The sequence below is a fragment of the Nocardia vinacea NBRC 16497 genome, assembly GCF_000308835.1.
Lineage (GTDB): Bacteria > Actinomycetota > Actinomycetes > Mycobacteriales > Mycobacteriaceae > Nocardia > Nocardia vinacea.
Genome location: NZ_BAGN01000099.1, coordinates 1 through 26,477 on the forward strand (window position 1 = coordinate 1; position 26,477 = coordinate 26,477).

Genomic DNA, 26,477 nt, shown 5'->3' on the forward strand with positions numbered 1-26,477 from the left:
TTGGCATGTGGCACGTTCGGACTCTTCTCAGCTGTAGAGCGCGACGAAACGCTCCAACGAGCGCTCGATATCGCCCTTCAGCGCCCGCGCGACACCGGAACCGATCGGACCGAACAGGGGCGCGCCGCCCAGATCGATATCGACGGTGACCTCCGAGCCCGCACCCTTCGCGGCGACGAGCAGTTCGAGCTTGAATTTGGTACCGCCCTTGCCCGTGCCGCTCAAGGCGAGCCGCCGCGGCGGTTCAGCGGCCTTGACCGTCCAGGTGACTCGGTTGCGCAGTCCCTTGACCGATGCGACACCGACCAGTTGGGTGCCGACGGTCAGTTCGGCGGGCACCTCGTTGCGCCACGCCTCGTGCATGAGGAGCCATTTGTCGAGTTCGGTGAGGTTGGAGGTATGCGACCAGGCCTCCTGCGGGGGAATCGGCACGTCGACGGACACCTTCAGCTTTGCCATTCGCGCATAGTATCCGGTACCCGCGGTTCGCTATTTGTGGCATTCGGTCGTACCGATCGGGCGGTACCCGAAATGCAATGGGGGCGCTGGCGGTTCGAGGAATCGGAATGTGGTCCTCGGATCGAGAGAGACTTCCCCGCGATGCTGCTACTGTGGGCGGGTCGTCGGGTGCCGAGCTACTGATCGGCTCGATCCGCGCGGTCGGTGATTCTTCGAATCGCTTGCCGTGCGGGCACTCTGGGGTTGGTGCCGGTGTCGATGTGGCCGCATTCGACGAATGTTGATCCTGGTCGGCGTCGCGAGGAAGGCAAGACAACGCGCAGTGACACCGGCTGTCGCAACGACGAGAGAGCTGATGAATCAAGATATCGCCGTGGTGCTTTCATGGATCCTCGCCCCCGCTCTCATTATTGCCGTGGCGGCGGCGTTGTATGTAGCGCAATACGCGAAACAACAGAAGATCCGCGCCGACGCCCTCAATAGAGCGAATCGGGCGCAGGAGGAAACCCTCGAGCACTTCGCCGGGCAGACACTGCCGGCGATGACCGAGGCGGTGCGCCGCTTCGAGGCACCGGTTTCGGCCATCGAGGTGCCGACGGGGCAGGAGACCTCCCGGTTCACCCAGTGCCTGCAATGGATTTCCGAGCGGTACGCCGACGACCTGCGCATGGTGCAGTCGGAGGCGCACGAGCAGGCCGTGCGTGAAGCCGAGGAAAAGGCACAGCAGGCTATCAAGGCGACCGAGGAGGGCACTCGCGCCGAGATCGAATCCGCTTCGCGGGCCGCGACCAGTGCGGCGGTGCGTTCCTTCGGCACCTCCGTGGTCAGCCTCGGCGCGGATGTCAGTCAGGTGGTGAGCTCCGCGCTGCGCGAGCACCGCGACGACGAGGTCTACGCCACCCTCACCCGCATCGACCACACCGTGCAGCAGATGCTGCGGCAGGCCCAGTCGTATGTGATCGTCTGTGGTGGTCTGCCAGGTCGGCGCTGGCCCGCGCAGTCGCTCACCGATGTGGTCGGCGGCGCGATCGGGCGCGTCCGTGACTACCTGCGGGTGCGGGCCAACCAGCTCGACCGCGTCGTCATCAGCCGTGCGGTGGAACCGCTCGTGCACACCCTGGCCACGCTGCTCGACAACGCGCTGCGCTACTCCCCGCCGACGTCTTATGTGGATGTGACCTTCCAGGAGGGCCACCACGGCGTCACCGTCATCATCGACGACGCCGGTGTACGGATGAACGCCGAGCAGATGGAGGAGGCCAGGCAGGTGCTCGCCAACGAGCGCCCGATCGACATCCACCAGCTCGGCCCGTCCCCGCGCGTCGGTTTTCCGGGCATCGCGGCGCTGGCCCGGCGCTATGGGTTCACCGTCTACATCGATGGCCCGAACGTCTACGGCGGTATGCGGGCGATGGTCTACATCCCCGAGGCGCTGCTCGTCACCGCTGTGGCAAATGCCGAGCCGGCCGTTCCCGCCGTCACCCCGGCCCCGGAACCCGTGCCGACCGCTGCCGCCGAGGATAAGCCCTTCGAATTATCCCCGGTTCCGGTCTTGGCCGGGGTGGGCGAACAACCCGCCGAGAACGAGGAGTTCGCTGTGCACGAGATCACCAGTGGCGGCCTACCCAAGCGACGCCGTCGGGCGGTGTCTTCGGTACCGGCGCAGACCGGCACCGAATCGGAAGCGGGACAGGCTCGTCCCGAAATCGCCTCCGCCTGGCAGATGGGTTCCAAGAGCGGCCGTGAGGCTGCTGCCTCCGATAACAGCGAAGGGATGTCATCCTGATGAGCACACCGGTGACCGACAGCAGCAATAGGCTGGGTTGGCTACTCGAGGATCTCAGCAATGTTCCCGGCGTCCGGTTCGCAGTGCTGCTGTCCGACGACGGGCTGCGGATCGCGCACTCCGACGGTGTCATTAAGGATGATGCCGAGCGTTTCGCCGCGGCGGCCTCGGGGCTGCGCTCACTAGGTAAGGCGCTCGGCGAATTCTGTGGTGGTCTCGACAATGGTGTGCGCCAGAACATGACCGAATACGACCAGGGCATGATCCTCATCACCGCGGCGGGTGAGGGTGCGCTGCTCGGTGTTTCGACGACGCCCGAGACCGATATCGGTCTGGTCGCGCATCGAATGAACGAACTCGCCGGGCGGGTCGGGCACGAGTTAGGCGCCCAGCCGCGCGGAAGGGTTGAGGGCGGCTTGACGTCATGACGAGGTCCCGGCGAGACCCCGACTTGGTCCGGGCCTATGTGCGCACCGGGGGGCGAATCCGTCCCAGTCGTGATTTGGACCTGGTCACCCTGGTCGTCGCCGCCAAAGATCCGGCACCTGGTGCGACACCCGATGCGCGCCAGGTGCTGAACCTGTGCAGCCGTCGCAGTGCGCTGTCCATTGCCGAGATCGCCGCCTATCTCGACCTGCCACCGTCCGTGGTGAAGATCGTCGTCGCCGATCTGCTGGACAGTGAACATCTGGCCACTCCGACCCCGGCTGAAGTCATGCCGGAGATCACCCTGCTCGAGGAGGTACTCAATGGGCTCCGCGCTCTCCCGGCCTGAGCGCACTGTCGACTATGTGCCGGAGACCGTGACCCGGTCGGTAAAGCTCTTGGTGGCAGGCAATTTCGGTGTCGGCAAAACGACATTCGTGAACAGCGTTTCGGAGATCCGGCCGCTGCGCACGGAGGAGACGATCACCGAGGCCAGTGTCGGCGTCGACGATATGGCCGGGCTACCCGGCAAATCGCAGACGACCGTGGCGATGGATTTCGGCCGTATCACGCTGAATCCCACACTCGCGCTCTACCTTTTCGGGACGCCGGGACAGCGGCGCTTCGTCCCACTGTGGGAGGAGTTGGCGCGCGGCGCGCTCGGCGCCCTGGTCCTGGTGGACACCCGGCGCATCGAGAAGGCCGACGAGGTGCTGTCCGTGCTCGAGGAGCGCGGGGTGCAGTATTCGGTCGCGGTCAACCAGTTCGAAGGCGCCAAGCGTTATCCGCTCGAAGAGATCCGGGACGCACTGGATCTCGCTCCGGACACTCCGTTGACCTCGCTCGACGCGCGGCAGCGCAGCACTTGTCTGCGGTCGCTGATCACGCTCGTCGAGTTCCTATTCCATCGTCAGGAGTCCCGGAAGTAACCGACGCATTGCACACTGATTCAACAAAGCCCGGCCCTATCGCGTTTGGGTCGCCGATCGATACCGACGGCCCGCGCGTACCGCTCTATTCCGAGGAATTCGCAGCAGATCCGCACCGCGCGTACCGTGACATGCGCCGCCAGTTCGGATCTCTGGTACCGGTGGACCTATCGCCCGGTGTGCCTGCCACTTTGGTGATCGGCTATCACACCGCCGTACGAATCCTCAACGATCCCGACCACTTTCCAGCGGACCCCCGCACCTGGCAGAAAAAGATTCCCGGTGAATGCCCGGTCCTGCCGATGCTGGAATGGCGGCCGAACGCCTTGCGCAGTGCGGGAAACGAGCATTTGCGCTATCGACAGGCAAATGCGGCAAGCCTGGCCGAGGTCGATCTGCACGCACTGCACGCCGTCGTCGAAGATGCCGCCATTCCACTGATCAATGCCTTCTGCGGTGACGGTGCGGCCGATCTGATCAGCCAGTACGCATTTCCGCTCACCTTCCAGGTGTTGAACGAGATGCTCGGCTGCCCGGCGGAGATCGGCCAGCAGGTCGCCACCGGGATGGCGGCCATCTTCGAAGGTGTGAACGCCGACAAGGGCAATGCGATGCTCACCGACGCGCTGTTCGAGCTCGTCACGCTGAAGCGCAGCGTCCCTGGCGACGACATCACCTCGCGGCTGATCGCGCATCCGGCCGTGCTCTCGGACGAGGAGATGATCCACCAGCTCGTCACCGTCTACGGTGCGGGCATCGAACCGCAGCAGAATCTGATCACCAATACGCTGCTGCTGATGATGACCGACGACCGGTTCGCGGGCAACGTGCACGGCGGAAGTCTTTCGACTCGTGACGCACTCGACGAAGTGCTGTTCACCGATCCGCCGATGGCCAACTATTGCGTCTCGTATCCGAAACAACCGATCCTGATCGACGGCGTTTGGCTGCCGGCACATCAACCGGTCGTCATCAGCATGTCCGGATGCAATAACGACCCCGCCGTCGGGGTCAACGAATTCGGGCCCAACCGTTCGCATCTGGCGTGGAGCGTGGGCCCACACGCCTGCCCGGCGCGGTCGGTCGCTTATCTCATCGTCCAGGACGCCATCGACCAACTGCTCGACGCCCTTCCCGAAATGCGTTTGGGGACAGAGCCCGAACAACTCGCCTGGCGGCCGGGTCCGTTCCATCGGGCGCTGGTATCCCTGCCCGTCGCCTTCCCCAAATCCCCTCCGTTAGCCATGCTTTAAGGAGATTTCCGTAGTGCAACAACCCATTACCCTGGATCTGACGGGAGCCGATATCCAGGGCGAGTCCGCACGCCTGCGCGAGCGCGGGCCGGTGGCGCTGGTGGAACTGCCCGGCGGTGTGCGGGCCTGGTCGGTAACCGATGCCGGGCTGCTCAAGAAGTTGCTCGTCGACGCGCGGGTGTCCAAGGATGCGAGCCAGCACTGGCCCGCGTTCATCAATGGCGAGATTCCGCAGGACTGGCCGCTTTTCCTGTGGGTCGCGGTGAACAATATGTTCACCGCCTACGGTGCGGACCACAAGCGGCTGCGCAAGCTGGTCGCGCCCGCATTCACCCATCGGCGCACCGAGGCGATGCGCGGGCAGATCGAGCGGATCACCGAAGAACTGCTCGCCGAACTCGCGAAGACCCCCGCGGGCGAATCGGTCGATCTGCGTGAGGGTTTCGCGTATCCGCTGCCGATTCAGGTCATCTCCGAATTGATGGGTGTGCCCGAGGAACTCAACCCGGGCTTGCGCAAATGCGTCGACGGTATTTTCGACACCTCGCTCGGTCCGGAGGAGTCGCAGGCGAACTACATGGAGATGTATCGGATCCTCGGTGAATTGGTGGCGTATCGGCGCGACCATCCCGGCGACGATATGACCAGTCTGCTGATTTCGCACCGCGATGAGGACGACGGGTCTCAGCTGACCGAGCAGGAATTGATCGATACGCTGCTGCTTGTCATCAGCGCCGGGCACGAGACCACGGTCAATCTGCTCGACCAGGCGATCTTTGCGCTGCTGACGAATCCGGAGCAGCGCGCCGCACTGGTCGCGGAGCGGGCGACCTGGGCCGATCTGGTCGAGGAGGCGTTGCGGTTCGAGGCGCCGGTCGCGCATCTGCCGCTGCGGTTCGCGGTCGACGATATCGAGATCGACGGGGTGCATATCGCCAAGGGCGAGCCGATTCTCGCCTCGTACGCGGCCGCCAACCGTGATCCGAAGGTTCACGGTGACACCGCCGATCAATTCGATGTGGCCCGAGACAGTAAGGACCACTTGGCTTTCGGGTACGGTGTGCACCATTGCCTAGGGGCGCCGTTGGCTCGGCTCGAGGCGCTGGTGTCGTTGCCCGCGATCTTCGCGCGCTTTCCGAATGTGCGGTTGGCGGCGGATCCGTCCGAGTTGGGGACGGTGGTCAGTTTCATCTCGAATGGGCATGCCAGGCTGCCGGTTACCCTGGAGTAGTCCACCTGAAAAGCCGGGCCCCCTTCCGATTTCGATCGGGAGGGGGTTCGTGCCTTTCCTGGGTCAGCTCAAGGCGTCGATGCGGCCCTGTTTTCGGGCTTGGGCCAGTCCGCGGCGCGCCATCAATCCGTTGGCCAGCAACAGCAATGTCTTGTTCGGCGGCGCGAGGAAGCCCGACTCGGTGTGGGGTGCGTAGGTCGCATCGGTGCCGTCGATTTCGATCCAGCCGGTGTGCTGGCGGCACTCGAGGCCGACGAGCTGTGGGCGGTAGGTGTGGGCGAGCAGGCCCGCGCGGCGGCCGCCCTGGGCGATTTCCGCTGGGACAGTGAGGTTTACGCCCGCCTCGCTCGATCCGATGACTTGCGCGGGGACCACGGCCGGATAGCCGTCGGACTGGCGGTAGGCGAGCAGACAGTGCGGCAGTTTCGTGGCGCGCGCGGCGGCCTTGGCGCTGTCCACTCGGGGGCCGGTGCCTTTGGCGGGTGGCTTCTGGGAATCCGCGGTGGCGGGCAGCGGTGCACCGAATACCTCCGGTTCGCCGGTCGCATCCAGATTCGGCCAGGCGATGATCCGGGTGACCGCGACCGTCACCAGCACCCGATCGGTGTAATAGGCACTGAGCCAGCGATCCCAGAAGCGGCCGCGCCGTGGTGCGCCGAGATAGGGCGTCGCCTGCTCGCCGACGCGGTCGAGGGTGTCGGGGTCGGGCTTGGCGTCGAAGGTGGCGATGCCCTGTACCAGTACGAACCTCTGATTGTTCTGGTCGCCGAGACCGTGCTCACGCGCGTGATATGCGAGCGCGACCTTCGGCTCCCGTTTGATCCGCTCCAGCTTGCGTCCGAAGCCGAGTGAGGTCGTGAACCCGACCGTCCCCACCTCCCGGTCCGCCATCCCGATCGGCGATACCGCCGTCACCACCGCCCCACCGGCCGGAGTGATATAGGCCAATCCGACGGTGAGATCACCGCGCAAGACATCATCGATTTCGTCCGGCCAGGTAACTGCCATGTGCCGCAGGTTAGTCCCTTTATCGGGACCTCAGGTCGGCTTGTACGCAATTGGCGGCGATTCAAGTCGGGCCGGTTGGCCTCGGCGGAGGTTGGTGCCTGACCGCTGGACACCCGAATGACAATCCCCACCGCGCAAGGATGGCACAGCACCAGCAACCGCCTAGTCTGAACCGCGTGACTACCGGGAGAGTATGGATCGTGACCTCGACGGCGCCAACCGAAGCCGACGCGCGCTCGATCGCGCGAACCATCGTCGCTGAGAAGCTCGCTGCCGGTGCCGAAATCACCGGTCCGGCGACGTCGGTGTTCTGGCATCTCGGTGAGCTCGGCGAGGGGCCGGAGTGGCGGGTGACGCTACGCACTTCGATCCGTGCCCGAGACCGACTGGCGGCCCGCCTCTCAGAAATTCACCCTTGGGACAACCCGGAGGTTTCCGCCACACCAATCGAATGGTGCACCGACAGCTACGCGGAGTGGGTCGAGCGCGCTACAGCTGTGTCGGTATAGGCACTCTCGCACACGCACAAGAGGCCGGACGGAAGCAACCTTCACCGCGAGTTGCGCAGGGCCTTACCGAAGCCGACTGACTACAGGCGGTTAGTTATCTCGCACCGCACCGCGAACCGCGGCCCGCGCCTCTGATACCGGAGCACGCTCACTTGGCCACGCCGAGCCAACGACCGAACTCAGCCGTGCCGCCATTCCTCCGGCGTTCCGCTGCAACGACGGCGTCGAACGTCTCGCGAACGCCGGGGTGCAGTTTCGTCTGTTGCGGAGCAATGCGCCGTGCTGTGTTGAGCGCCTTCAATGCCTGGTCTGGTTGACCCGACAAGATCCACGCGCGTCCGATGTCTTGCCACAGATGCCCAGCTCGGGTCTGCACAATCGATGGCGGAAGTACGAGCGCGGATCCCTCGCGTGCCGCCTTGCCTGGGTCTCCCGCCTCCAACTCGACACCAACCGAATGGATCTCCGTGTTGGCCGGGCCGAATAGGGTTTCGTAGGCACGGGATTCGAAACCCAGCCGGGCACCGATCAATCGGGCTTCTGCGATGTGGTCGCGCGCGGTTTCCAACCGCAGTCCACGCGCCGCAGCGACAGCACCCGCTAGATGTGCTGCGCCTCGCACCGACATCGCATCTTCGCCGTCGCCGATGACTTCCTCGAGCGCCTTATCGACCAGCATCAGAGCAAGATCGGTGCTGTCCTGGTAAACGAGCAACCGGGTGCGCATGACCTTTCCCAGTGCAACAGAGAGCGGATCGTCCGTACGTGCGGCGGCCCAGTCATATCGGTCGATCGCGGGGATCGTCAACGACATGAACCCGAAGCGCCTGCACACTCGATCGGCCACGTTATATGCGCTGCATAGCAGCGCATATACGGCAGGTTCAGGATTCTCGCGGAGCGCTCCGTACAACTGCCTGATCAGTTTCGGCAGTCGCGCCAGTGCGCGCCTGCTCTTGCCGTTTCGGTCGTCGTCGTTGATCGCGTCCATGACCGCTTGCATGTCCAGAACTGGAAGCGGTTCCTCGCCGCGGACATACTCGCCTTCGCACAGTATGGCCCGCAGTTCGGTGATGCCCTCCAGAGCTCCCTCTTCTTCGAGAGTATCCCGGTACGGCGCCCCAGTGAGGTCTTCCTGCGCGATCTCGAGCGCCCTTGCCGCAGCCGCGAGGAACCCCGGTGAAGCTGGCTTACCTTGCTCGACCTGGCGAACGCGGCCGACGCTGTAATCCATCATCTTCGCGAGTTGCTGCTGGGTCTTGCCCTTCTTCATCCGCTCGATCCGGACGCGCTCACCAATAGCCACGATGGTTTCCCTCGATCAGAATTCGCCCCCTTGCGTCCACAAGGGTAGCGGCCTCTGTCTGTCAACACCATTGGTAGTTCATTGGCATTGTTAGTAGTTCATTGGTAGTTCGGCGGTCTGCATGGTGCGAATGTTGATTCGACGCACAGCGCCGGGCTTGACGACTCGTAGCCCCCGAAGCGTATGCCGGATTTCTTCCCCGACATCGACAGCGAGAAGTCCCCGGCGTTGGGCGTCCTCCAACCAGAACAGCGCACCGAGGGGTATCACGCTATGCCCGCAGCAACCACTGCCCTGATCATCACCATTGCCGCCATATGCCTACTCGCCGTGGTGGTCTGGAGAGTCGCAGTCCCCGACGCTTACCCTGACGGCGCAATTCCAGTCGCCGACATCCTCGATCGCGTCGCCGAGGAAAGAGCGCTGCGCACGGACTCTTGGGAACTCGAACCACCCCACCGCGCCCCGTCCGAGCTGTACACGCCTGAGCAGGCGCACACCGAAATGCGACGGCATTGCGAATGCGGCACCGATCTGTGCACAGTCAAGGACGAGGCGTTCTGGACGCTGGTTGATGCAGAGTATGCCGTCCCCGATGCGCGGGCGGTGCGATGACCCCCGCAGAACTGCCGAAACGTTCCGCATTTATCGGGCCGCGACGCTCGGTCGGCTGCGATGTGCCGATCGACGTGATGGAGCGCTACCTCGAAGCCCTCCACGCATACGAGTGGACGGCTACCGATAGGTCTGGTGGCGGGGTGTCGCATCCCCTGCCACCGGAAACGACGAACCGGATCGAGGGAGCTCAGTGAAGCGAAATCCATTGCGTACCACTGAGATACCGGGCAAGGTCGCCGTCTGGCAGCTGGTCGACCGCGCTGCCCGCATACTGCACGTACAGCTCACCGGCGAAGCGTTCACCGCATACCGCCTCCCATCGCTCACCAAGCTGCCCGACGCTCAGCCCGGAACGATCCTGTTCGACCCGTACCCCGATCTCGTCGACGCCCGCGAACTCCTTCCCCGGCACGAGGATCTGTGGGACGCGTTGCGCGAGGACTACTGGACAGCCTTGCTCAACATGGCCGAGCTCCCTTCACCGGGGATCGGGGGATAGCAGATGCCCGAATTGCGTTCCACACGAACGGATATCGCACCATCAGTGCGGGCGCTGCTCGCTGCATTCCACAAGGAAACTCGTCAGAAACTCGACCGCGCCCCCGTTGACAGCCGTCCGATATTTCAGGGTGCGGACGGCCTGCTGAGGCCGGTTGACGAGGACGGATGGATATCAGACTCGGACACTGCCTTCGACCAAGCCGACGCAATCACGATCACGCCGACCAGCGTCATCGATACCGAGGCGTCGTGACGGGGCAGGACACAGGAGCGCGAGCGAAGGGAAACCCATGCAATCCAAGGCAAACCGTCTCTTGCTGCTCGAAATCATCGGATCGGAACGGCAACGTACGAGCACGTGGGCTACGAACTCTGCTCACCGTCGGTACCGACGCCTACGCCTCGACGGCGACGGTAGTCGAAACCGTATGCAAGGCAGGGCTTCCGGCATCCTGGCCCCGAGCCCGGGAACCGGATACCCGGTGCGCTGACAGTTCGGGGGCTGGACCGTACGCCCCCTGCGCGGATGGCGACGCTGGCAGTGGATCACACCACCCGTGCACTACACGCGCGCCATCCCAGCTGGTGATCAGGAGGCGGCAGTCGACTGGGCGTTGGAACGCATGGGCATGTAGAAACGCCCGCGGTGTTCAGCTGCCGAAGACGACGCAGGCGAAGCCGACGTGTACACCGGTGCCGACCCGGACGTCCACTGTTCCGATGGGCGTAACGTCCGGAGCCTGGACGGCGCTGAGCGTATGTGGGCCCGTGGTCTTCGGGATCCAGGTCAGCAGGGCGACACCGCCCAGCGGTCGGACCACTCCGAACAGGACGCCGTTGTCGTAGAAGGAGACCGGTTCGACGGCGTTGCTGACATAGGCCTTGGCGGTGGCCGGGCAGTCGGTGCCGTAGTTGGTCGCCAGGCCGTAGTTCGAATCCGGCATCACACCCACTCGGGTCACCGTGGCATTCGCCGTCGGCGCGGTGCAGGCCAGTGCGGCGATCGCGGTGCCGAGCACGGTCGCGGTCGTGATCGTTCGATAGCTCATGATTCGGTCCTCATCGTGCGGTGCCGAGTTGCCAAGCGGAGATCATAGATAGTCGTCCGAGCGCTACACCCCGAATCGCCCAGCGTTTCGCCATTATGTACTCGACGGTTCGTTTGCGGGGTCGATATCAGCGGTCGTGCACGATCCGAGCTAGAACGTGTTCTAACGTGTCGGGTATGGACGTGACATACGAAGGCACGAAACGGGAGCTCACCACCGATCAGGGCGTGCTGCGCTATCACGAGGCGGGCGACGGGCCGCCGCTTTTGCTGCTGCACGGCTCCGGCATCGGTGTGAACGGGTGGCGTAACTATCGCGGGAATCTCGCGGTCTTCGCCGAGCACTTCCACTGCTACATCCTCGAGTTTCCCGGGTTCGGCGTGAGTGACCCGGTGGACGGACATCCCGTGCTGACCGCGGGCGCGGCGGTGTTGCGATTCATGGACGGGCTCGGCATCGAATCCGCGGCCATGGTCGGCAATTCGATGGGCGGTGTCGTCGCGGCGAATCTGGCGATCCAGCATCCGCAGCGGGTGACCAAGCTGGTCACCATCGGCGGGATCGGTCCGAATATTTTCAGCTCGAGTCCGAGCGAAGGGATTCGGCTGCTGCAGGAATTCGCCGACAAACCCGATCGGGACAAGTTGCTGCGCTGGTTGCGGGCCATGGTCTACGACCCCGCGGTGATCACCGATGAGATCATCGAGGAACGCTGGACGGCCGCGCAGCATCCGGATACCCAGAAGACCGCCGCTATGATGTACGGCTCGGCCGCCTGGGACATGCAGCAGAAGTTCCTGGCGAATTCGAAGACGCCGCCCTATTGGTCGATGCTGCACAAGGTACAGTGCCCGACCCTGCTCACCTGGGGTCTGGATGACCGGGTCAGCCCGCCGGATATGGCGCTTGTCCCGATGCGGCAGATTCCCAATGCGGAACTGCATGTGTTCCCGAACAGCGGGCACTGGGTCATGATCGAGGCCAAGGCGGCCTTCGAACGCGCCACCTTGGAATTCCTGCGCCGCTGAACTCAGCGGTCCGGATACACCGCGATCTCCACCAGATTGCCATCCAGGTCGCGGCAGTAGTGCGAGATCATGTCGCCGAGCGCGCCGGACTTGGTGACCGGGCCATTGGTGATCTCGATGCCACAGGCCACCAAGTGATCTCGCACTTCCTCGGGCGATGCCTGAGTGATGAAGCACAGATCCTCCGAGCCTGCGGCCTCGGTACGCGCTGTCGCCCAGTCCGGGTCGACCGCGCGGGCACCGATCGGCCGCAGGTTGATCTTCTGATTGCCGAAGCACAACGCGGTGCGGCCTTTCGGTCCGAACTTCTGCACCCGCATGCCGAGGACTTTCTCGTACCATGCGGCGGTCGCCTCGACATCGACGCAATTGATGACGATGTGGTCGAACCGATCGACTGTGAACCCCATGGCCGGCACCCTACGCCGGGCGGCATGCCCTGGCGGTGACCGGAATCTCCGGATATTCCGGCAAGGACTCGTTCGTCTTCGGCGCCATGATGCGTTCCATACCTGCCATGGACTCCAGCACGGGCAGCCGCGTGAGGGTATTCCGAATTGCCATGCCCGAGCGGGTTTTCGGCACCATCAGCCGCAGGTTCGGTCCGATTTGCTGTTTGCGGTCGACCAGAGCTCGGTGGCTCTGCTCGTAGCGGCGAAAACCGGTGCGGTGGTCGCCGTGCGCGGCGGCGAGTGCACCGGCGAGCCGGTAGGCACCGACGAGGGCGAGTTCGGCACCGGCTCCGGATGCGGGTGAGGCGCAATAGGCAGCGTCGCCGACGAGGGCGATGCGGCCGGTCGACCAGGAATCCATGTGGACCTGGCCCAGGGAGTCGAAATACAAGTCCGGATCGGCGAGTGCGCCGTCGAGCAGCTGTGCCACGTGCCATGCGGATTCGGTGCCGAACCGTTCGGTCAGCAGGGCGCGGGCCGCGGCGGTATCGCGCGGATCGAGGTCGAGCAGTGGGCTGCGGAACACGAAGTAGGCCTTGGCCTGGGCGTGATTGCCGGAACGGTAGATGCCTGCCATCGCGCCCGGGGTGTTGTAGACGCTGACCCAGCGGTCGGGCCCGAGTGCTGGGTCAGCGTTGCCGAAGGCGAAGTAGTGGTCCAGGTGCCGGAGGAAATTCGATTCCGGACCGAAGGCCAGGCGCCGCACGGTGGAGTGCAGGCCGTCCGCGCCGATGACCAGGTCGAACCGCCGTTGCGGGGCGTGTTCGAACGTGACGGTGACGCCGTCATCATCCTCGTCGAGGGCCCGGATCGAATCGCCGAACAGGTATTCCACGTCGCTGTTGCTCTCGTGCAGGATCCGGACGAGATCGCCGCGCATGATCTCCACCTCGGCGCTGGCGTACTTGTCCTTGATCTTCTGTATATCCACTTGGGCGATGGAGTCGCCGGTGGTGTTCACGAACCGCATCCCGGTGACATCGGCGGCCGCCGACCGGATCTGCGAAATGATGCCCATGCGCTCGGCGACCTCGATCGCTTGATCCCGCACGTCCACCCCTTGGCCGCCGACTCGCGGACCGGCCGCACGCTCGACGATGGTCGGCCGGAAGCCGTGCCGCACAAGCCAATACGCCAAGGTCTGTCCGGCGATGCTCGCACCGGAGATCAGAATCCGCATTGCCCGCTCCTTGTCTCGAAATCATCTGACCGTTGGTCAGTGAGATCACTGTATGACGCTGACCAATGGTCAGTCAAGCGGTAGGATCGGCCCCCATGGCCGATGATTCGCGTGCCCGCATCTTGCAGACCGCGCTCGACCTGTTCGCCGAGCGCGGATACCACACGGTTTCCGTGCGCGAGATCGCCGAACGGGTGGGGCTGACGAAAACCGCTGTGCTGTACCACTTCCCGAGTAAGAGCGATATTGTCGCCGCACTCGTGGAGCCGCTGCTGGTCGACAGCGAAGCGGTGCTCGAGGCGGCGAAACGCGGCCCGGACCCGCAGGCGCGCCGCTGGGAGGTGGTGGCCGGACTGCTGGAGGTGTGGCTGTCACACGGTCAGCTATTGCGAATGCAGATGCAGGACCAGGCGTTATCCGCCGACGAGGCCACCTTCGCGCGATTGCGAACCATCGCGCTGTCGGCCCAGGAACTGATTGCCGGGCCCCGCGCCGATTTCACCACCCGCGTGCGTGCCGCGCAGGTCTATGCGGCGCTGAGCGATCCGGTGGTCATCTTCGCAGACCGGCCCGCCGACGAGTTGCGCGCGGCCATTCTCGATGGTGCCAGGCGATTACTCGGCACTGCTGCCGATCCACAGCCTTCGGCCACCCACACCGAGCCCGCCCACATACCGTCTGCCAAGGTCCCCACCACCCGCCCGAATCGCCGCGGCCGCCCCGGCGCAATGACCACGGAAATGATCGAAGCCGCCCGTCGCCTGCGAGATTCCGGCCGCCCCATCGACGAGATCGCCGCCGAGTTCGAGGTCTCACGCGCCACGCTGTACCGAAATCTGGGCAAGTAGGCAGGTTGATTATGAGAAAATTTTGAGACAGAAGGGCTGTGGCGAGAGGTCGCGCCTCCATGCTCATCCTTCATGGATTCGGCGACGCCAAGGTGCCTGTGAACCGCCTCGAATGCCGCGTTACGTCCGCGGTGCGCTGTTCGAGTGCGTGAGGTGGATTCGGCCTCGGGGGCGGTCAAAGCACTCCGATGGCCTTGAGTAGTAGCAGGGTCAGACCGGCCGTACCTGCGAAGGCGACGCCGCCGTCGCGGATCACGATGCCCGCGGGCGAGCCGCTGGCCTTGGAGAGAATTCCGGAAATCACCGCGACGATGATGCCGACGAGCACGGCGACGACAACGAACAAGACCTGAACGGTAGTGGACACTCGACGCTCCCTCGATGTGGATCGTCGCAGTGTAAAGAGTGCAGTGGCTATCGCGTAGCAAAGTTGCGGGATGTACTGCTGCTAGGCTGGTTTGGTTGCCGCCAATCCGTACAGCAACGGGATGATGGGGTCCGTCGGCGGGAGCCGGAACCAGCCGTTGTCGGTGCGGATCATGCGGGACCAGCGCGGCCACGGCAACATCTCGGTTTCGGTGAGATCGGTAATGCGCAGCCCCGCGCCGATCAGGGCATTGATCACCTCGCCGAGCCCGTGGCGCCATTCGTAGACCGTGGTGTCACTGGTCAGTGCCGGGCCGTCGGTGTAGGTGTGGTCGCTGTCGCGACGCTGCGCACCGCGCCCCTCGAGGTAATCATCGTGCAGGACAAGCGAATCCGGATCGACGTCGGCCGATGGCGTGGGTCCGAGGGAGTGCAGCAGCGGGTGGAATTCGACGATGTACACGAGGCCGCCCGGACGCAGCAGTTCGGCGAGCACCGCCGCCCAGCGCGGCAGGTCGGGCAGATAGCAGAGCGCACCCTTGCCGGTGTAGACGATATCGAATTGCCTGTGCCCCAAAGCATTCGGAGCATCGTAGACATCAGCGCACACATACTCGACGGCATCGGCGGCGAGTTCTCGGGCGTGCCGGACGGAGGCGAAGGAGAAGTCGAGACCGACCGCCGTTGCCCCGCGCTCGGCGAATTCGATTGTCTCGGTGCCGAGATGGCACTGCAGATGCAGCACATCGCGGTCGCGCACGTCGCCGAGGACATCCCATTCGAAGGGGGCGAACCAATACGACGAATCATGATTGCCATAGAACTCGCTGGCCGCGTGAATCGGGGCACGGGCATCCCAGTTATCGCGGTTCGCCAGCAGATGATCGAGGCCGTCGTCGCTGTCCACCGAGCCATCGTATTTCGGGAGCCGGCTGCCTACGGCGGGTGCGCCGACGATTCAAAGGATTCTCTCACGTAATTTTGGCACGGTACACGGAAAACCGAGGTTCACTGGAGTTACAGAGTTGTGCGGATCGGCAGTGTTGGGGCAGGTCCAGCCCAAGGAGGTCAGACCTTGCAGACAACCGCTTCGATCGCCATTGTCCGCCCGGAGCCGGTAAGGCTCGGCGGTATCACGCCCGGTGTGGTGAGCACCCGTGGGCGGCGTTCGCTCAATGCCGATGCATTCGCCACCTACACCGACCCCACCGTCGGGCGTACCGCGTTCGTTGTTGCCGACGGGGTCGGCGACAACCTGCCCGCGGCCAGGGCGGCGCGGACGGTGGCCTCGGTCGCCGCGCGGATCGGTGCGGGCAACGGCGCGCTGGCCGGCGTGGTCGCGGCCCAGCAGGAGTTGCTGCGTGAATTCCCGGAAGAGCAGGCCGACAGTGTGCTCGTAATCGCCGTGCTCCCCGCCGCCGATCAGCCCGACGGACCCTGCGATATCGCCTGGGTCGGGGACTGTCGCGCCTACCGCTGGAACGGCCGGGTGCTGCACCAGATCACCACCGACCACACCGTTGCGGAGTTCATGCGCGCCAGGGGAGTTCGCCCGGCGAACCGCATGGACCACCTCGTCACCACCTCCACCCGCACCGCGAGTCCGGATGTCATCGGCCGCGCCGCCACCGGATCGAGCCGGGGCCGACTGCTGTTGAGCACCGACGGCGTGCACAAGCGGCTCGATATGGTCGAGATCAAGTCGATCCTCGTCGCCGGCAGAACCGCGGCTCATACCGCGGAAACCTTGGTGGACAACGCATTACAGGCCGGTAGCACCGATAATGCGACGGCACTCGTGGTGGACTGCCGCTAACCTCATTTCCTGCTAAAACTAACTCGTCGGTGTGTCGAGTGGAGTGTGGGGCTATGCGGGCGATTCAGATCGGTGAACTGGGCGGACCCGAGGTGTTGCAGGAGGTGGAGCTCGATGCGCCGGAGCCGGGGCCAGGTGAGGTCGCGATCGATGTCGAATATGTCGGGGTGAACTTCGCCGATCTGCAGGCGCGTTCGGTGGGGTATCGGGTACGGGATCTGCCGTTCGTGCCGGGGCTCGAACTGTCGGGCCGGGTGCGCTCGATCGGTGTCGATGTCGATGGGTTCACGGTCGGCCAGTCGGTGGCGGCGATCACCGAGGGCGGCGCTTATGCCGAGGTCGCCGTGGTGGCTGCCGCGACGGTATTCGCGGTGCCCGATGGTGTCGATTTGCGAACGGCCGCAACGCTTCCCACGGTCCTACCGACCGCTTATGCGCTGATCAACACCGTCGGCAAGCTGCAGCCGGGGGAGACCGTGCTGGTGCAGGCCGCGGCGGGCGGGGTGGGCACCGTGGTGGGGCAGGTGGCCAAGTTGGCGGGGGCCGGCGCGGTGTACGGCGTGGTCTCCAGCGAGGGCAAGGCGGAGTACGCGCGCAAACTCGGCTATGACGACGCCTTCCTCGCCGAGACCTTCGAGACCGATGTCCGGGAGGCGACCGGTGGTCGCGGCGTCGATATCGTGCTCGACCCGGTCGGCGGGCAGACCTTGCGGCGCGGTCTCGAATCGCTGGCGCTGTTCGGCCGGCTGATCTCCTACGGCAATGCCAGTGGTGAGCCGGGCTGGCAAATCGGCCAGCCCGAGCTCTACCCGAGGGGTCTGTCGATCTCCGGATTCTCGATCCTCGGCCTCACCGCCGATGCGCCGCAGGTGCTGCGCCAGATTGCCGATCGGGCATTCCGGTTGGTCACCACGAGGCAGGTGGAGTTGCCGATCACCGCGGAGTTCCCGCTGTCCGAGGTCGCCGAGGCGCACCGGTTGATGGCGAGTCGCGCCTCGACCGGCAAACTGGTGCTCGTGGTCAACGGCTGAAATCATTTGTCGGCCAGCCAGTTTCCGTGAAATCCGTAGGGCACCCGAGCGGGTAGATGGATGGTCGCCACGGGTGGCGCGGCCAGCTCGGACGCGTCGACGATGACGAGGTCGCTCCGGTCGGTGTCGGCGTTGTAGACGTAGGTCATGAGATAGCCGTCGCCGCCGGGGCGGTCGTCCGCGGGTGCGAAGGCGGCCTCGGCCGGAATGCGGCCCGGACCGAATTCGTGTGCCGTGCCGGTGCCGGTGTGCAGGTCGTAGCGCAGTAATGCGCCGCTGTCTCCGGCGACGGTGGCGTGGCCGAAGCGGGAATCCAGACCCGCGAGCCGGTCGTCGATGCGCGGGAATTCGGCGTCGCGATCGTCGAGCTGTTCTTCGGCGACGGTGCCGGTGGCCAGATCGATGGTCCAGCGCCAGAGCGAGGCGTGCTCCGGAAGGTGCGAATCCTGCCGCCACAGACTGGGATAGCGGCTCACATGCAGCACGATCCGGCCCGGCTCATCGTGGGCATTGAGGGTGTGGAAGGCGTAGCACGGATCGATCGGGAACCACCGGATCGCGCCGTGCGGGTCGTCACGGCGCAGCACCCCGAGCCGGGCCTGGTAATCGTCGCGCCACCGGAATGGCATGCCGCCACCGGATTTCGCGGTTTCGAGATCGAAAACCACTGGCAGATCCATGAATACGACATGGGTGGCGGTGAGGTTGAAGTCGTGGTGCATGGTCGCGGCGGGCACCTCGATCGGGCGGCTGACCAGTAGATTGCCCGCGGCGTCCGCGCGGTGGTAGGTCAGATAGGGCGCGGTGCAGTCGTAACCGAAGAAATGCAGTTCGCCGGTGGTGGGGCATTGTTACCGGTTGGCGCGGTTCTGGGTTGAATACATCGAGGTTGCGTTGTTGTCAGGGTAGGGCAGTAGTGTGCGAGGTGGGGACGACGGTGAGATCACTGATGATCCAGTGCACGATATGACCGACGTGCTGGTTTCGTTCTGCGTGTCTCTACAGTTGGCATGCGGTACCGGTACCGGGCGCGTGAGGATTTAGCGGTGGCGGGGAGGATGTGTGAGTCATAAGCAGGGATACCGCGTCGAACTCGCGCCCGATGCGGGGCAGATGGTAGCGATGGGTCGGCATTGCGGCCTATCGCGGGTGGTCGAGAACTTCTGTCTCGAGATCGTGCAGAAAAAGTGGGCGCAGCGTAAGGCGGAGGAAACGTACGGGCTCACCGGCGATGAGTTGACCGAAGTGCCGTGGACGGCACCGGCGTTGGAGCGGGAATGGCGTGCCGCTCACCCGCAGCGGTATCGGTGGTTCACCGAAAACAAGATGTCCTCGCGGGTGCCCAAGGAAGCCTGCCGGGTCCGTGCTGCCGGATTCGCCAACTACCTGAAGTCCAAGAAGGGACAGCGCAAGGGCGCCCGGGTGGGGTTTCCGTCCTGGCGGAAACGTAAGCACGGCAGCCGCTTCCGCTATGACGCCGACCGTGCCGAGCCTGTCGATCCGCGGACTGTGCGTCTGCCGGGCATCGGTCACGTGGCCACCCGTGAGGACATGTCCTGGCTCACCGGCCGGTTGACGGCAGGAGCAGCTCGCATTCTCGGTGCCACCGTTCGGGAACAGGGCGGGCGTTGGTGGATCGCCTTCCAACTTGAGGTGGACCGCGACGAGATAAACACACGCCGCCGCGTGCCCGAGCAGTCACCCCAATGCGGAATCGACCTCGGGCTCACGACCTTTGCCGTCATCATCAACGACGACGGCACTACCGAGGAGATTCACGCACCCAAGCCGTTGAAAGCCGCACAGCGTGCTTTGTCGCGCACCAACCGAAAACTGTCTCGCTGTCTGGAGGATTCGAAGAACCGAGGGAAGGCGCGCGAGCGCGTCGCGCGGCTTCATCTGCGGGTCGCACACCGGCGCCGCGATTTTCTGCACAAGACCACCACGCGGCTGGCGAGAACCAAGTCGGCCATCGCGGTGGAGACATTGAATGTCAAAGGAATGACCCGTAATCGGCGGCTGGCGCGCGCGGTGACTGACGCCGGATTCGCTGAGTTCGTTCGTCAGCTCGCCTACAAGGCCGACTGGTACGGGACCACGCTGTGGAAGGCCGACCGCTGGTTCCCGTCGTCGAAGACTTGTGGGGCTTGCAGTCGGATCAACCGCAGTCTGGTCCTGGCTGACCGCACGTGGGTTTGTCCCGGCTGTGGCGTCATGCACGAGCGAGACTACAACGCGGCATCGAACCTACTGACCGCGATGCTTACCGCCCTCAGTATCGAGATTGAAAGACCCCTCGCCGGGAAGTTCCCCGGAGAGGTGAAACGCCTCGTGGAGACCGTGTAAGACCTCGTCTTCCTCGTGGAGCGGGCTGTGGTCGATGAAGCAGGAAGAATCTCGGTGAGCTAATCGCTGAGATTCACGCAACGGCAAGCGGTTCCATGCGATGAGCGCAGCCAGGAGCGGGCCATCGGTCAGATCCCGCAGCGATAGTCCGAATATGTTTCGAACGGGGACCACTGCGGGTCCTCGAATATGAATATCTGGACGCCATACTCGTGAGATAGAGAACTATCTTCACTCATATAGACCTGATCTTGAATGATCTTCATACTCGCACTGAGGTGATCGAACGGATCACATGTCGCCAATCCGCCGGATCGACGTACAGGAGTGTTGATGAAGATCGGAATTCCCCGCGAGGTCAAAAACCACGAGTACCGGGTCGCGTGCACTCCCGCCGGTGCGCACGAACTGGTGTCGCGCGGCCACGAGGTGTACATCGAGACCGGTGCCGGTCTGGGGTCGGCGTTCGAGGATATGGCGTACGCGGCCGTCGGGGCGCGGGTGCTGGACACCGCCGATGAGGTCTGGGGCACCGCGGGAATGGTGCTCAAGGTGAAAGAGCCGGTGGCCGAGGAGTATTCGCGCATGCGCGCGGGGCAGTTGCTGTTCACCTACCTGCATCTGGCGGCATCCAAGGCGTGTACCGACGCGCTGCTGAACTCCGGGATCACCTCGATCGCCTACGAGACCGTCACCGGTAAGGACGGATCGCTGCCACTGTTGGCGCCGATGAGCGAGGTCGCGGGCCGGCTCGCGCCCCAGGCCGGTGCGTATCATCTGATGCGCAGCGGCGGCGGTCGCGGCGTGCTGATGGGCGGTGTGCCGGGTGCGCGTCCGGCGAAGGTGGTCGTGCTGGGCGGCGGTGTCTCGGGGAGCAATGCGATCGCCGTTGCGGTCGGTATGCACGCGGATGTGACTGTGCTGGATCTGAATATCGCGCGCCTGCGTGCGCTGGACGAACAGTATCGCGGTCAAGTGCGGACCATCATCTCCAACACCTTCGAGGTGGAGAGTCTGGTCCGGGAGGCGGATCTGGTGATCGGTGCGGTGCTGGTCCCCGGTGCGAAGGCGCCGACGCTGGTGTCCAATGACCTTGTCGCACAGATGAAGCCGGGATCGGTACTGGTCGATATCGCCATCGATCAGGGCGGTTGCTTCGCGGATTCACGGCCGACCACCCATGCCGAGCCGACCTATCAGGTGCACAATTCGGTCTTCTATTGCGTTGCCAATATGCCCGGCGCGGTGCCGTACACCTCGACCGTCGCTCTCGCCAATGCCACACTGCCGTACGCGATTTCGCTCGCCGAGCGTGGCTGGCGCGATGCGATCGACGCGGATCCGGGCCTGGCCGCCGGTCTGAGCACGCACCGCGGCCACTTGCTGTCCGAATCCGTTGCGGCGGCACACGATTACGCCGCCGAGACGTTGGCCGCCTGAGGAGGATCGCAGCCGGCGGGTGGGTGAGCTAAGCCATCGGGCTGGTTCGCGGCCGCACGTGCTCGAAGATGAGGATCGTCTCGGTGGAGGCGACCGCGGGATGTGCGCTCAGATGTTCCAGGACGAAGACCCGGAGTCCCTCGGTGTCGGCTGTGGCGACATGGATCAGATAGTCGTCGGCGCCCGCGATGAAATAGACGTTCAGCACCTCGTCGAGTTCGGCCAATTGCTCCCCGAACTCGGCCAGGTGCGGACGTGCATTGGCCTGCACCCGAACGGCGATCATGGCCTGTAGATTCCGGCCAAGCGCGGCCGGATCGATATCGGCGTGGAAGCCGCGAATCACGCCGCGCTCCACCAGCGACCGCACCCGCCCGAGGCATGACGACGGCGCGATGCCCGCGACATCGGCGAGCGCGCTATTGGTCATCCGCCCGTCCCGCGCGAGCTGATCGAGCAGAATCCGGTCGATATCGTCCAACTGCACCGTCGGACGAGGCGCTGTCCGCACAGCACCGATCGCGGGCCCGATCGGTGAATCAATCTTCCTCACCAGGCCAACTCTATCGAAGATCATTCGATGCCGACCCGGTCCGAAGACTTTTGTTCAGCGCACCTGATCTGCCGAGGTAACTCCGATCCAGACATTGCGCTAGCATCGTCGCGTGGGTATCTATTGGCATGCTGTGACGCCGCCGCCGTGCGCCTGATCGGGCGCACCTGCTGAATTTCTGATTCGCGGTCCGGGCTGCTCTGCGAGGGCAGTCTCGAGGTGATGTCGTGCGCCCGTTTCGAATCCCTGTCGAATTCGATGACGGAAGTGCATGGCCTTGTCTGATATCAAATCTGTTGTTGTGGTTGGGCATTCGGGTGTTCGGGCGTTCAGTGGTCCGGTTCCCATCCTGAGCGCGGCGGTGTTGTGGGGGACCACCGGGACCACGAGTTCATTGGCTCCGGCGGGTGCGCCCGCTGCGGCGATCGGATCTGCCGGGTTGGTGCTCGGTGGGCTGTTGTTGTTCTTGTCCACCGGTCAGCGGTTGCGGTGTACGCGCGGCGAGTGGTGGTTGATTGTTGCCGGGGCGTTGGCGGTGGCGGGGTATCCGGTGACCTTCTATCCGGCCGTGGCGCGGACGGGGGTGGCTGTCGCCACCGTGATCGCCCTCGGTAGTGCGCCGGTTTTCGCCGGGCTATTGGCCTGGGTTGCCGGGCAGGGTAAACCGACCCGGCGGTGGGTCGGTGCCACCGCGGCGGCGGTACTCGGCTGTGTTGTCCTCGTGCTCGGGCCCGAAATGACCGGCGGGACCGCACCGGTCGACCTGTTCGGCATCGTGCTCGCCGCATTCGGTGGACTCACCTACGCCGTCTATTCGCTGATCGGCGGCAGGCTCATCGCGTACGGCCATTCGTCGAATGCGGTGATGGGCGCGATGTTCGGCATTGCCGGATTGCTGGTGCTGCCGGTTGTGTTGTGCACCAACACATCCTGGCTGCACACCGGCCGCGGCGTCGTGGTGGCGCTGCATCTCGCGGTATTCACCACGTTCGTCGCCTACCGCCTGTTCGGTTACGGTCTGCGGCATACGACCGCGCAGGTGGCGACGACATTGACGCTCGCGGAACCCGCCGTGGCGGCGGTGCTCGGTGTGGTCGTAGTCGGCGAGCGGTTGCCGATCGTGTCGTGGTGCGGGTTAGCGGTGCTGGCGCTCGGGCTCGCATTCCTGACACTCGGCGTGCGTGACCGCTGACGGCGGGGTCCTCGACGCCTACCGATTCGCTCGAGCCAGTGCGGATTCGGCGGCGTCGAGCACCTTGCCGAAGGAGTAGAGGATCACCGGCTCGGCGAGCACGCGGGTGAACCAGGCGGAGGCGAAGGGCAGGCGCGCTTCGGCGGTGGTGGTCCAGGTGACCCGTGTGCCGCCGTCGACCTCGGTGAAGCTCAGTCGGCCGCCCTCGTGCCGAGAGGCCGGAACGCTGCGCTCGACGAGGTAGCTGAATTCGTGCGGTGCGTCGTAGCCGGTGATGCGTTCGCGGAACCAGCCGATTCCCCACGTCAGGATCCGTACGGCGCCGAGTCCGTACGGCGCTGTCTCGCCCTGCCGTATCAAGCGCTCGCGCAGCACAATTCGTGCCTTCGTGTAGTTGCTCGCGTTGGTCAGCCAGTCGAAGACATCATCGATCGGCGCCGCGATGACGCGTTCGATTGTCATGGTTTCCATAGCGCCCCTCCCATTTTTCTACTACATACGATAGTAGTGCGGTGTGAGGCGGGACGCCAGGCCTTACTGACCCGGGGCGGGCGCTTTGGCGCGCAGCACCTCCAAGAATGCGCGCATCCACTGCGGATGGTCCGGCCAGGCGCGACCCGTCACGATATTGCCGTCGACATGGGCTGGACTGTCTTCCCATTGTGCGCCAACGGCATTCAGGTCCGGCGCCAACGCCGGATAGGCGCTCGACGAACGACCGTTCAGCGCGCCGACGGCAAGGAGAATCAGCGGACCATGGCACAGCGCCGCGATCGGTTTGTCCTCGTCTACGAAATGTTTGACGACCCTGCGGCACTCCGCATCGCCGCGCAGATACTCCGGCGCCCGTCCGCCGGGCAGTACCAACGCCGCGTACCGACTCGGATCGACATCGGCCAGCGCGATATCGGCGGGCCAGGTGTGTCCGGGTTTCTCGGTATAGGTATCGAAACCGTCGACGAAGTCGTGCACGACGAACTGCAGCTTCTTGGCGGTGGGGGCGGCCACCTGAACCTCGTACCCCTCCTCGAGCAGCCGCTGGTACGGGTACATGACCTCCAGGTCTTCGGCCGCGTCTCCGGTGATCAGCAATACGCTTGTCACGGCACATCACCTCCGGTGCGAATTTTATCGACAATCGCAGCGGAGACAGGCGCTTTCGGGCTACGCGAGACGGGGGTGCGGGCGAATCTGTTCGAGTTGGGCGGCGACGGACAGAATGGTGGTCTCGCCATTCGCCGGTCCGACCAGTTGGACCGCCAGCGGGAGCCCATCGCTCGCCATGCCCGCGGGTAGTGAGGCGGCGGGATGCCCGGTCACATTCCAGAATCCGGTGAAGGCGACCATGGGGACCGAGGCGAGTTGTGCGCGGACGGGGTTCGCATTGTCGAGGACGCCGACCCGCGGCGGACGGTGCGCGATGGTAGGGGTCAGCAGCAGGTCGCATTTGTCGAAAATGCGATCGGCCTTGCGCGCCAAGGCTTCGCCGCGACGCATGGCCCATTCGACGACCGGCCGACGAGCCCAGGAACCGAGCATCAGGTTTTGGCGAGTACGGCGTTCGAGCCGTTCCGGATGATCGATGAGCGGGATCTCCGCGCGCACGCCCCCGTAGAACTGCGGATAGAAGGCGGACGTGAAATCGGGATATTCCGGATCGATCTCGATGACCGTATGGCCCAGTTGGGCAAGGAGTTCGGCGGTGTCGTGCACCGCGCGCACATGTTCGGGAACCGCCTTCGCGAGCACCGTCTGTGATTTCGTGGTGTAGCCGATGCGCAGGCTGGTCGGTGTGCGCCGGGCGGCCTCCTCGAACGACAACTCCGGATCGGGGGCGTGGAAGCGGTCGGCCGGTGTGGTGCCGCGGATGACGTCGTAGACGATCGCCGAATCCAGCACGCTCCGGGTGAGCGGGCCGAGGACGCCCAACGCCCACCACAGATGTTCGTTCGGTGCGTTCGGCACCCGTCCGCGCTGGGGCTTCAGGCCGAAGAGTCCGCAGCAGGCCGCGGGAATCCGGATCGAACCGCCGCCGTCACCGCCGAGTGCGGCGGGCACCAGCCCCGCCGCGACCGCCGCGGCGGAACCACCGCTGGAGCCGCCGGTCGAGCGGGTGCTATCCCACGGATTGCGGGTCAGCCCGTAGGTGGTGGATTCGGTATAGGGCCACTGTCCGAACTCCGGCATGGTGGTCTTGCCGACGATGACCGCACCCGCCGCCCGGAGCCGCCGCACCACCTCGGCATCGGCGACCGCCGGGGTGAGGTTCGCGCGGGTGCCGAAGGTGGTCGGGACGCCCGCCACGTCGATCTCGTCCTTCACCGCGATCGGGATGCCGTGCAGCGGTCCGCGCGCCGCGGCGTCCTGCTGATCGCGTTCGATGGCTTCGGCGATGGCTTGCTCGTGCAGGACGCGAGTGAAGGCATTGAGCTCGCCCGCCTGGTCGATCCCATCGAGGGTCGCCTCGATCAGTTCACGGGCCGTCAGCACCCCTTGATCCAGCAGCTGTCGCTGCTCCCACACACCCGCGGACACGACCTCGCGAAGATCCATCTCTACCGCTCCTCCCGACCCACACGCCATGTTGTTTCGCGCGAGCTGCGAGCAGTCGCCAAGCTGGCTTGACCTGTGGAATCAGTCATTGATCCGAGCACCCGACAGTAGTTAGTCGACTGACCATTCCGCAATCGATACGGGCCGCACGTGCGCTGGGTTCAATGTTGCAAGTAACAATATTTCTGAACGCTACAGCCAGGGCACCCCGGCCCGCAGCAACACATTGGCATACGGTCGGGCCTCACCGGTGCGCACCACGAACCGGCAGGCCCCGATGCGCTGTTTGAAGTCGTCGTGATCGATCAACTCCGCGTTCAGACGGCCGCTGAGCAAGGCCGCGGCCTCCGGATTCTGGTCCGCGACGTCGCGGCTGCCCCAGGCGGCTTCGACAGTCACCTCATCGAGAATCAGGTCGAGGATGGGCTCGAACCGGGGGAATCCGTAGCTGATGCCGAGGTCGATGACCGGCACGCCGACGGGTGTCGGCAGACCGGAGTCGCTGACGGCGAAGAGGTCGGTATGGCGCAGCGCCGTGAGCGCGGCGAGCAATTCGGCGTGAATGAGTCCGCTGGTGCGCAAAGTTCGATTCCTTCT

General features: G+C 64.7%; 30 protein-coding genes and 1 pseudogene. 17 read left to right on the forward strand and 14 right to left on the reverse strand.

Annotated elements, in window-relative coordinates; all coding sequences use genetic code 11:
* Positions 1 to 27: 27 nt before the first annotated feature.
* Positions 28 to 459, reverse strand: a complete 432-nt coding sequence (locus tag ON44_RS12790; protein WP_040689525.1) for a type II toxin-antitoxin system Rv0910 family toxin — start codon at positions 457 to 459, stop codon at positions 28 to 30.
* 355 nt (positions 460 to 814) lie between these two features.
* Here ON44_RS12790 and ON44_RS12795 point away from each other — a divergent pair, with 355 nt between their 5' ends.
* The 6 genes from ON44_RS12795 (at position 815) to ON44_RS12820 (ending at position 6,084) form a co-directional block, all read left to right on the forward strand.
* Positions 815 to 2,245, forward strand: coding sequence for an ATP-binding protein (locus ON44_RS12795; RefSeq protein WP_040689526.1), 1,431 nt, complete (start codon positions 815 to 817; stop codon positions 2,243 to 2,245).
* Positions 2,245 to 2,673, forward strand: coding sequence for a roadblock/LC7 domain-containing protein (locus tag ON44_RS12800; RefSeq protein WP_040689529.1), 429 nt, complete (start codon positions 2,245 to 2,247; stop codon positions 2,671 to 2,673). Before ON44_RS12795 ends, ON44_RS12800 begins: the two co-directional genes overlap by 1 nt.
* Positions 2,670 to 3,020, forward strand: a complete 351-nt coding sequence (locus ON44_RS12805; protein ID WP_040689530.1) for a DUF742 domain-containing protein — start codon at positions 2,670 to 2,672, stop codon at positions 3,018 to 3,020. The genes ON44_RS12800 and ON44_RS12805 overlap by 4 nt, the downstream gene beginning before the upstream one ends.
* Positions 2,995 to 3,600 (forward strand): GTP-binding protein, encoded by a 606-nt coding sequence (locus ON44_RS12810; protein ID WP_040689533.1) that lies wholly within the window; start codon positions 2,995 to 2,997, stop codon positions 3,598 to 3,600. Before ON44_RS12805 ends, ON44_RS12810 begins: the two co-directional genes overlap by 26 nt.
* Before the next feature lie 179 nt (positions 3,601 to 3,779).
* The gene (locus tag ON44_RS12815) at positions 3,780 to 4,853 is read left to right on the forward strand and encodes a cytochrome P450 family protein (RefSeq protein WP_245567126.1); all 1,074 of its coding nucleotides are present in this window, start codon (positions 3,780 to 3,782) and stop codon (positions 4,851 to 4,853) included.
* A 13-nt stretch (positions 4,854 to 4,866) separates the two neighbouring features.
* Positions 4,867 to 6,084 (forward strand): cytochrome P450 family protein, encoded by a 1,218-nt coding sequence (locus tag ON44_RS12820; protein WP_040689535.1) that lies wholly within the window; start codon positions 4,867 to 4,869, stop codon positions 6,082 to 6,084.
* A 63-nt stretch (positions 6,085 to 6,147) separates the two neighbouring features.
* Here the strand turns inward: ON44_RS12820 and ON44_RS12825 are convergent, their stop codons facing one another.
* Complete coding sequence (locus tag ON44_RS12825) at positions 6,148 to 7,092, reverse strand: pyridoxamine 5'-phosphate oxidase family protein (RefSeq protein WP_040689536.1); 945 nt, start codon at positions 7,090 to 7,092, stop codon at positions 6,148 to 6,150.
* Positions 7,093 to 7,268: 176 nt separating this feature from the next.
* Here ON44_RS12825 and cutA point away from each other — a divergent pair, with 176 nt between their 5' ends.
* Positions 7,269 to 7,601, forward strand: coding sequence for a divalent-cation tolerance protein CutA (gene cutA / locus ON44_RS12830; protein ID WP_157187128.1), 333 nt, complete (start codon positions 7,269 to 7,271; stop codon positions 7,599 to 7,601).
* A gap of 148 nt (positions 7,602 to 7,749) precedes the next feature.
* Here the strand turns inward: cutA and ON44_RS12835 are convergent, their stop codons facing one another.
* A complete protein-coding gene (locus ON44_RS12835) occupies positions 7,750 to 8,907 on the reverse strand; it encodes a helix-turn-helix domain-containing protein (protein ID WP_040689537.1) in 1,158 nt (385 codons plus the stop codon).
* Between the two features lie 183 nt (positions 8,908 to 9,090).
* On the opposite strand from ON44_RS12835, the gene ON44_RS12840 reads away from it, so the two are divergent.
* The 3 genes from ON44_RS12840 (at position 9,091) to ON44_RS12855 (ending at position 10,279) form a co-directional block, all read left to right on the forward strand.
* Positions 9,091 to 9,522: a hypothetical protein gene (locus tag ON44_RS12840; protein WP_040689539.1), complete on the forward strand. Its 432-nt coding sequence runs from the start codon at positions 9,091 to 9,093 to the stop codon at positions 9,520 to 9,522.
* A 193-nt stretch (positions 9,523 to 9,715) separates the two neighbouring features.
* Positions 9,716 to 10,024, forward strand: a complete 309-nt coding sequence (locus tag ON44_RS12850; RefSeq protein WP_040689543.1) for a hypothetical protein — start codon at positions 9,716 to 9,718, stop codon at positions 10,022 to 10,024.
* A 3-nt stretch (positions 10,025 to 10,027) separates the two neighbouring features.
* Positions 10,028 to 10,279: a hypothetical protein gene (locus ON44_RS12855; RefSeq protein ID WP_040689544.1), complete on the forward strand. Its 252-nt coding sequence runs from the start codon at positions 10,028 to 10,030 to the stop codon at positions 10,277 to 10,279.
* Positions 10,280 to 10,676: 397 nt separating this feature from the next.
* On the opposite strand, the gene ON44_RS12860 is transcribed toward ON44_RS12855, so the two are convergent.
* The gene (locus tag ON44_RS12860; RefSeq protein ID WP_040689545.1) at positions 10,677 to 11,075 is read right to left on the reverse strand and encodes a hypothetical protein; all 399 of its coding nucleotides are present in this window, start codon (positions 11,073 to 11,075) and stop codon (positions 10,677 to 10,679) included.
* Positions 11,076 to 11,251: 176 nt separating this feature from the next.
* On the opposite strand from ON44_RS12860, the gene ON44_RS12865 reads away from it, so the two are divergent.
* Complete coding sequence (locus ON44_RS12865) at positions 11,252 to 12,103, forward strand: alpha/beta fold hydrolase (RefSeq protein WP_040689548.1); 852 nt, start codon at positions 11,252 to 11,254, stop codon at positions 12,101 to 12,103.
* A 2-nt stretch (positions 12,104 to 12,105) separates the two neighbouring features.
* On the opposite strand, the gene ON44_RS12870 is transcribed toward ON44_RS12865, so the two are convergent.
* Positions 12,106 to 12,513: a VOC family protein gene (locus ON44_RS12870; protein ID WP_040689594.1), complete on the reverse strand. Its 408-nt coding sequence runs from the start codon at positions 12,511 to 12,513 to the stop codon at positions 12,106 to 12,108.
* 10 nt (positions 12,514 to 12,523) lie between these two features.
* Positions 12,524 to 13,735 carry an FAD-dependent monooxygenase gene (locus ON44_RS12875; RefSeq protein WP_051181940.1) on the reverse strand — a complete coding sequence of 404 codons (1,212 nt, stop codon included), beginning with the start codon at positions 13,733 to 13,735 and terminating at the stop codon, positions 12,524 to 12,526.
* A gap of 95 nt (positions 13,736 to 13,830) precedes the next feature.
* Here ON44_RS12875 and ON44_RS12880 point away from each other — a divergent pair, with 95 nt between their 5' ends.
* The gene (locus tag ON44_RS12880; RefSeq protein ID WP_040689551.1) at positions 13,831 to 14,583 is read left to right on the forward strand and encodes a TetR family transcriptional regulator; all 753 of its coding nucleotides are present in this window, start codon (positions 13,831 to 13,833) and stop codon (positions 14,581 to 14,583) included.
* Between the two features lie 175 nt (positions 14,584 to 14,758).
* Here ON44_RS12880 and ON44_RS12885 read toward each other — a convergent pair whose 3' ends face one another.
* Together ON44_RS12885 and ON44_RS12890 are read right to left on the reverse strand one after the other, a co-directional pair.
* Positions 14,759 to 14,950, reverse strand: coding sequence for a hypothetical protein (locus ON44_RS12885; RefSeq protein WP_040689555.1), 192 nt, complete (start codon positions 14,948 to 14,950; stop codon positions 14,759 to 14,761).
* Between the two features lie 81 nt (positions 14,951 to 15,031).
* Entirely contained in the window at positions 15,032 to 15,856 is an 825-nt protein-coding gene (locus tag ON44_RS12890) for a class I SAM-dependent methyltransferase (protein ID WP_040689557.1), read from the reverse strand.
* Positions 15,857 to 16,024: 168 nt separating this feature from the next.
* Here ON44_RS12890 and ON44_RS12895 point away from each other — a divergent pair, with 168 nt between their 5' ends.
* Positions 16,025 to 16,765: a PP2C family protein-serine/threonine phosphatase gene (locus tag ON44_RS12895; protein WP_157187129.1), complete on the forward strand. Its 741-nt coding sequence runs from the start codon at positions 16,025 to 16,027 to the stop codon at positions 16,763 to 16,765.
* 53 nt (positions 16,766 to 16,818) lie between these two features.
* Positions 16,819 to 17,796, forward strand: a complete 978-nt coding sequence (locus tag ON44_RS12900; protein WP_040689558.1) for a quinone oxidoreductase family protein — start codon at positions 16,819 to 16,821, stop codon at positions 17,794 to 17,796.
* 2 nt (positions 17,797 to 17,798) lie between these two features.
* On the opposite strand, the pseudogene ON44_RS12905 reads toward ON44_RS12900, so the two are convergent.
* Positions 17,799 to 18,632, reverse strand: a pseudogene (locus ON44_RS12905) (carotenoid oxygenase family protein); the annotation flags it as partial.
* Positions 18,633 to 18,858: 226 nt separating this feature from the next.
* Here ON44_RS12905 and ON44_RS12910 point away from each other — a divergent pair.
* Together ON44_RS12910 and ald are read left to right on the forward strand one after the other, a co-directional pair.
* Positions 18,859 to 20,142, forward strand: a complete 1,284-nt coding sequence (locus ON44_RS12910; protein ID WP_040689559.1) for an RNA-guided endonuclease InsQ/TnpB family protein — start codon at positions 18,859 to 18,861, stop codon at positions 20,140 to 20,142.
* 333 nt (positions 20,143 to 20,475) lie between these two features.
* Positions 20,476 to 21,582, forward strand: coding sequence for an alanine dehydrogenase (gene ald / locus ON44_RS12915; protein WP_040689561.1), 1,107 nt, complete (start codon positions 20,476 to 20,478; stop codon positions 21,580 to 21,582).
* A gap of 28 nt (positions 21,583 to 21,610) precedes the next feature.
* On the opposite strand, the gene ON44_RS12920 is transcribed toward ald, so the two are convergent.
* On the reverse strand, positions 21,611 to 22,114 hold the full coding sequence (locus ON44_RS12920; RefSeq protein ID WP_051181943.1) for an Lrp/AsnC family transcriptional regulator: 504 nt from the start codon (positions 22,112 to 22,114) through the stop codon (positions 21,611 to 21,613).
* Between the two features lie 292 nt (positions 22,115 to 22,406).
* Here ON44_RS12920 and ON44_RS12925 point away from each other — a divergent pair, with 292 nt between their 5' ends.
* Positions 22,407 to 23,327 carry a DMT family transporter gene (locus ON44_RS12925; protein ID WP_083897834.1) on the forward strand — a complete coding sequence of 307 codons (921 nt, stop codon included), beginning with the start codon at positions 22,407 to 22,409 and terminating at the stop codon, positions 23,325 to 23,327.
* Between the two features lie 18 nt (positions 23,328 to 23,345).
* On the opposite strand, the gene ON44_RS12930 is transcribed toward ON44_RS12925, so the two are convergent.
* From ON44_RS12930 to rbsD, 4 genes are all read right to left on the reverse strand, one after another.
* Positions 23,346 to 23,798 carry an SRPBCC family protein gene (locus ON44_RS12930; RefSeq protein ID WP_040689567.1) on the reverse strand — a complete coding sequence of 151 codons (453 nt, stop codon included), beginning with the start codon at positions 23,796 to 23,798 and terminating at the stop codon, positions 23,346 to 23,348.
* A 63-nt stretch (positions 23,799 to 23,861) separates the two neighbouring features.
* The gene (locus tag ON44_RS12935; RefSeq protein ID WP_040689570.1) at positions 23,862 to 24,431 is read right to left on the reverse strand and encodes a DJ-1/PfpI family protein; all 570 of its coding nucleotides are present in this window, start codon (positions 24,429 to 24,431) and stop codon (positions 23,862 to 23,864) included.
* 60 nt (positions 24,432 to 24,491) lie between these two features.
* The gene (locus tag ON44_RS12940) at positions 24,492 to 25,880 is read right to left on the reverse strand and encodes an amidase (RefSeq protein WP_040689572.1); all 1,389 of its coding nucleotides are present in this window, start codon (positions 25,878 to 25,880) and stop codon (positions 24,492 to 24,494) included.
* 192 nt (positions 25,881 to 26,072) lie between these two features.
* On the reverse strand, positions 26,073 to 26,462 hold the full coding sequence (gene rbsD, locus ON44_RS12945; RefSeq protein WP_040689574.1) for a D-ribose pyranase: 390 nt from the start codon (positions 26,460 to 26,462) through the stop codon (positions 26,073 to 26,075).
* Positions 26,463 to 26,477: the final 15 nt, after the last annotated feature.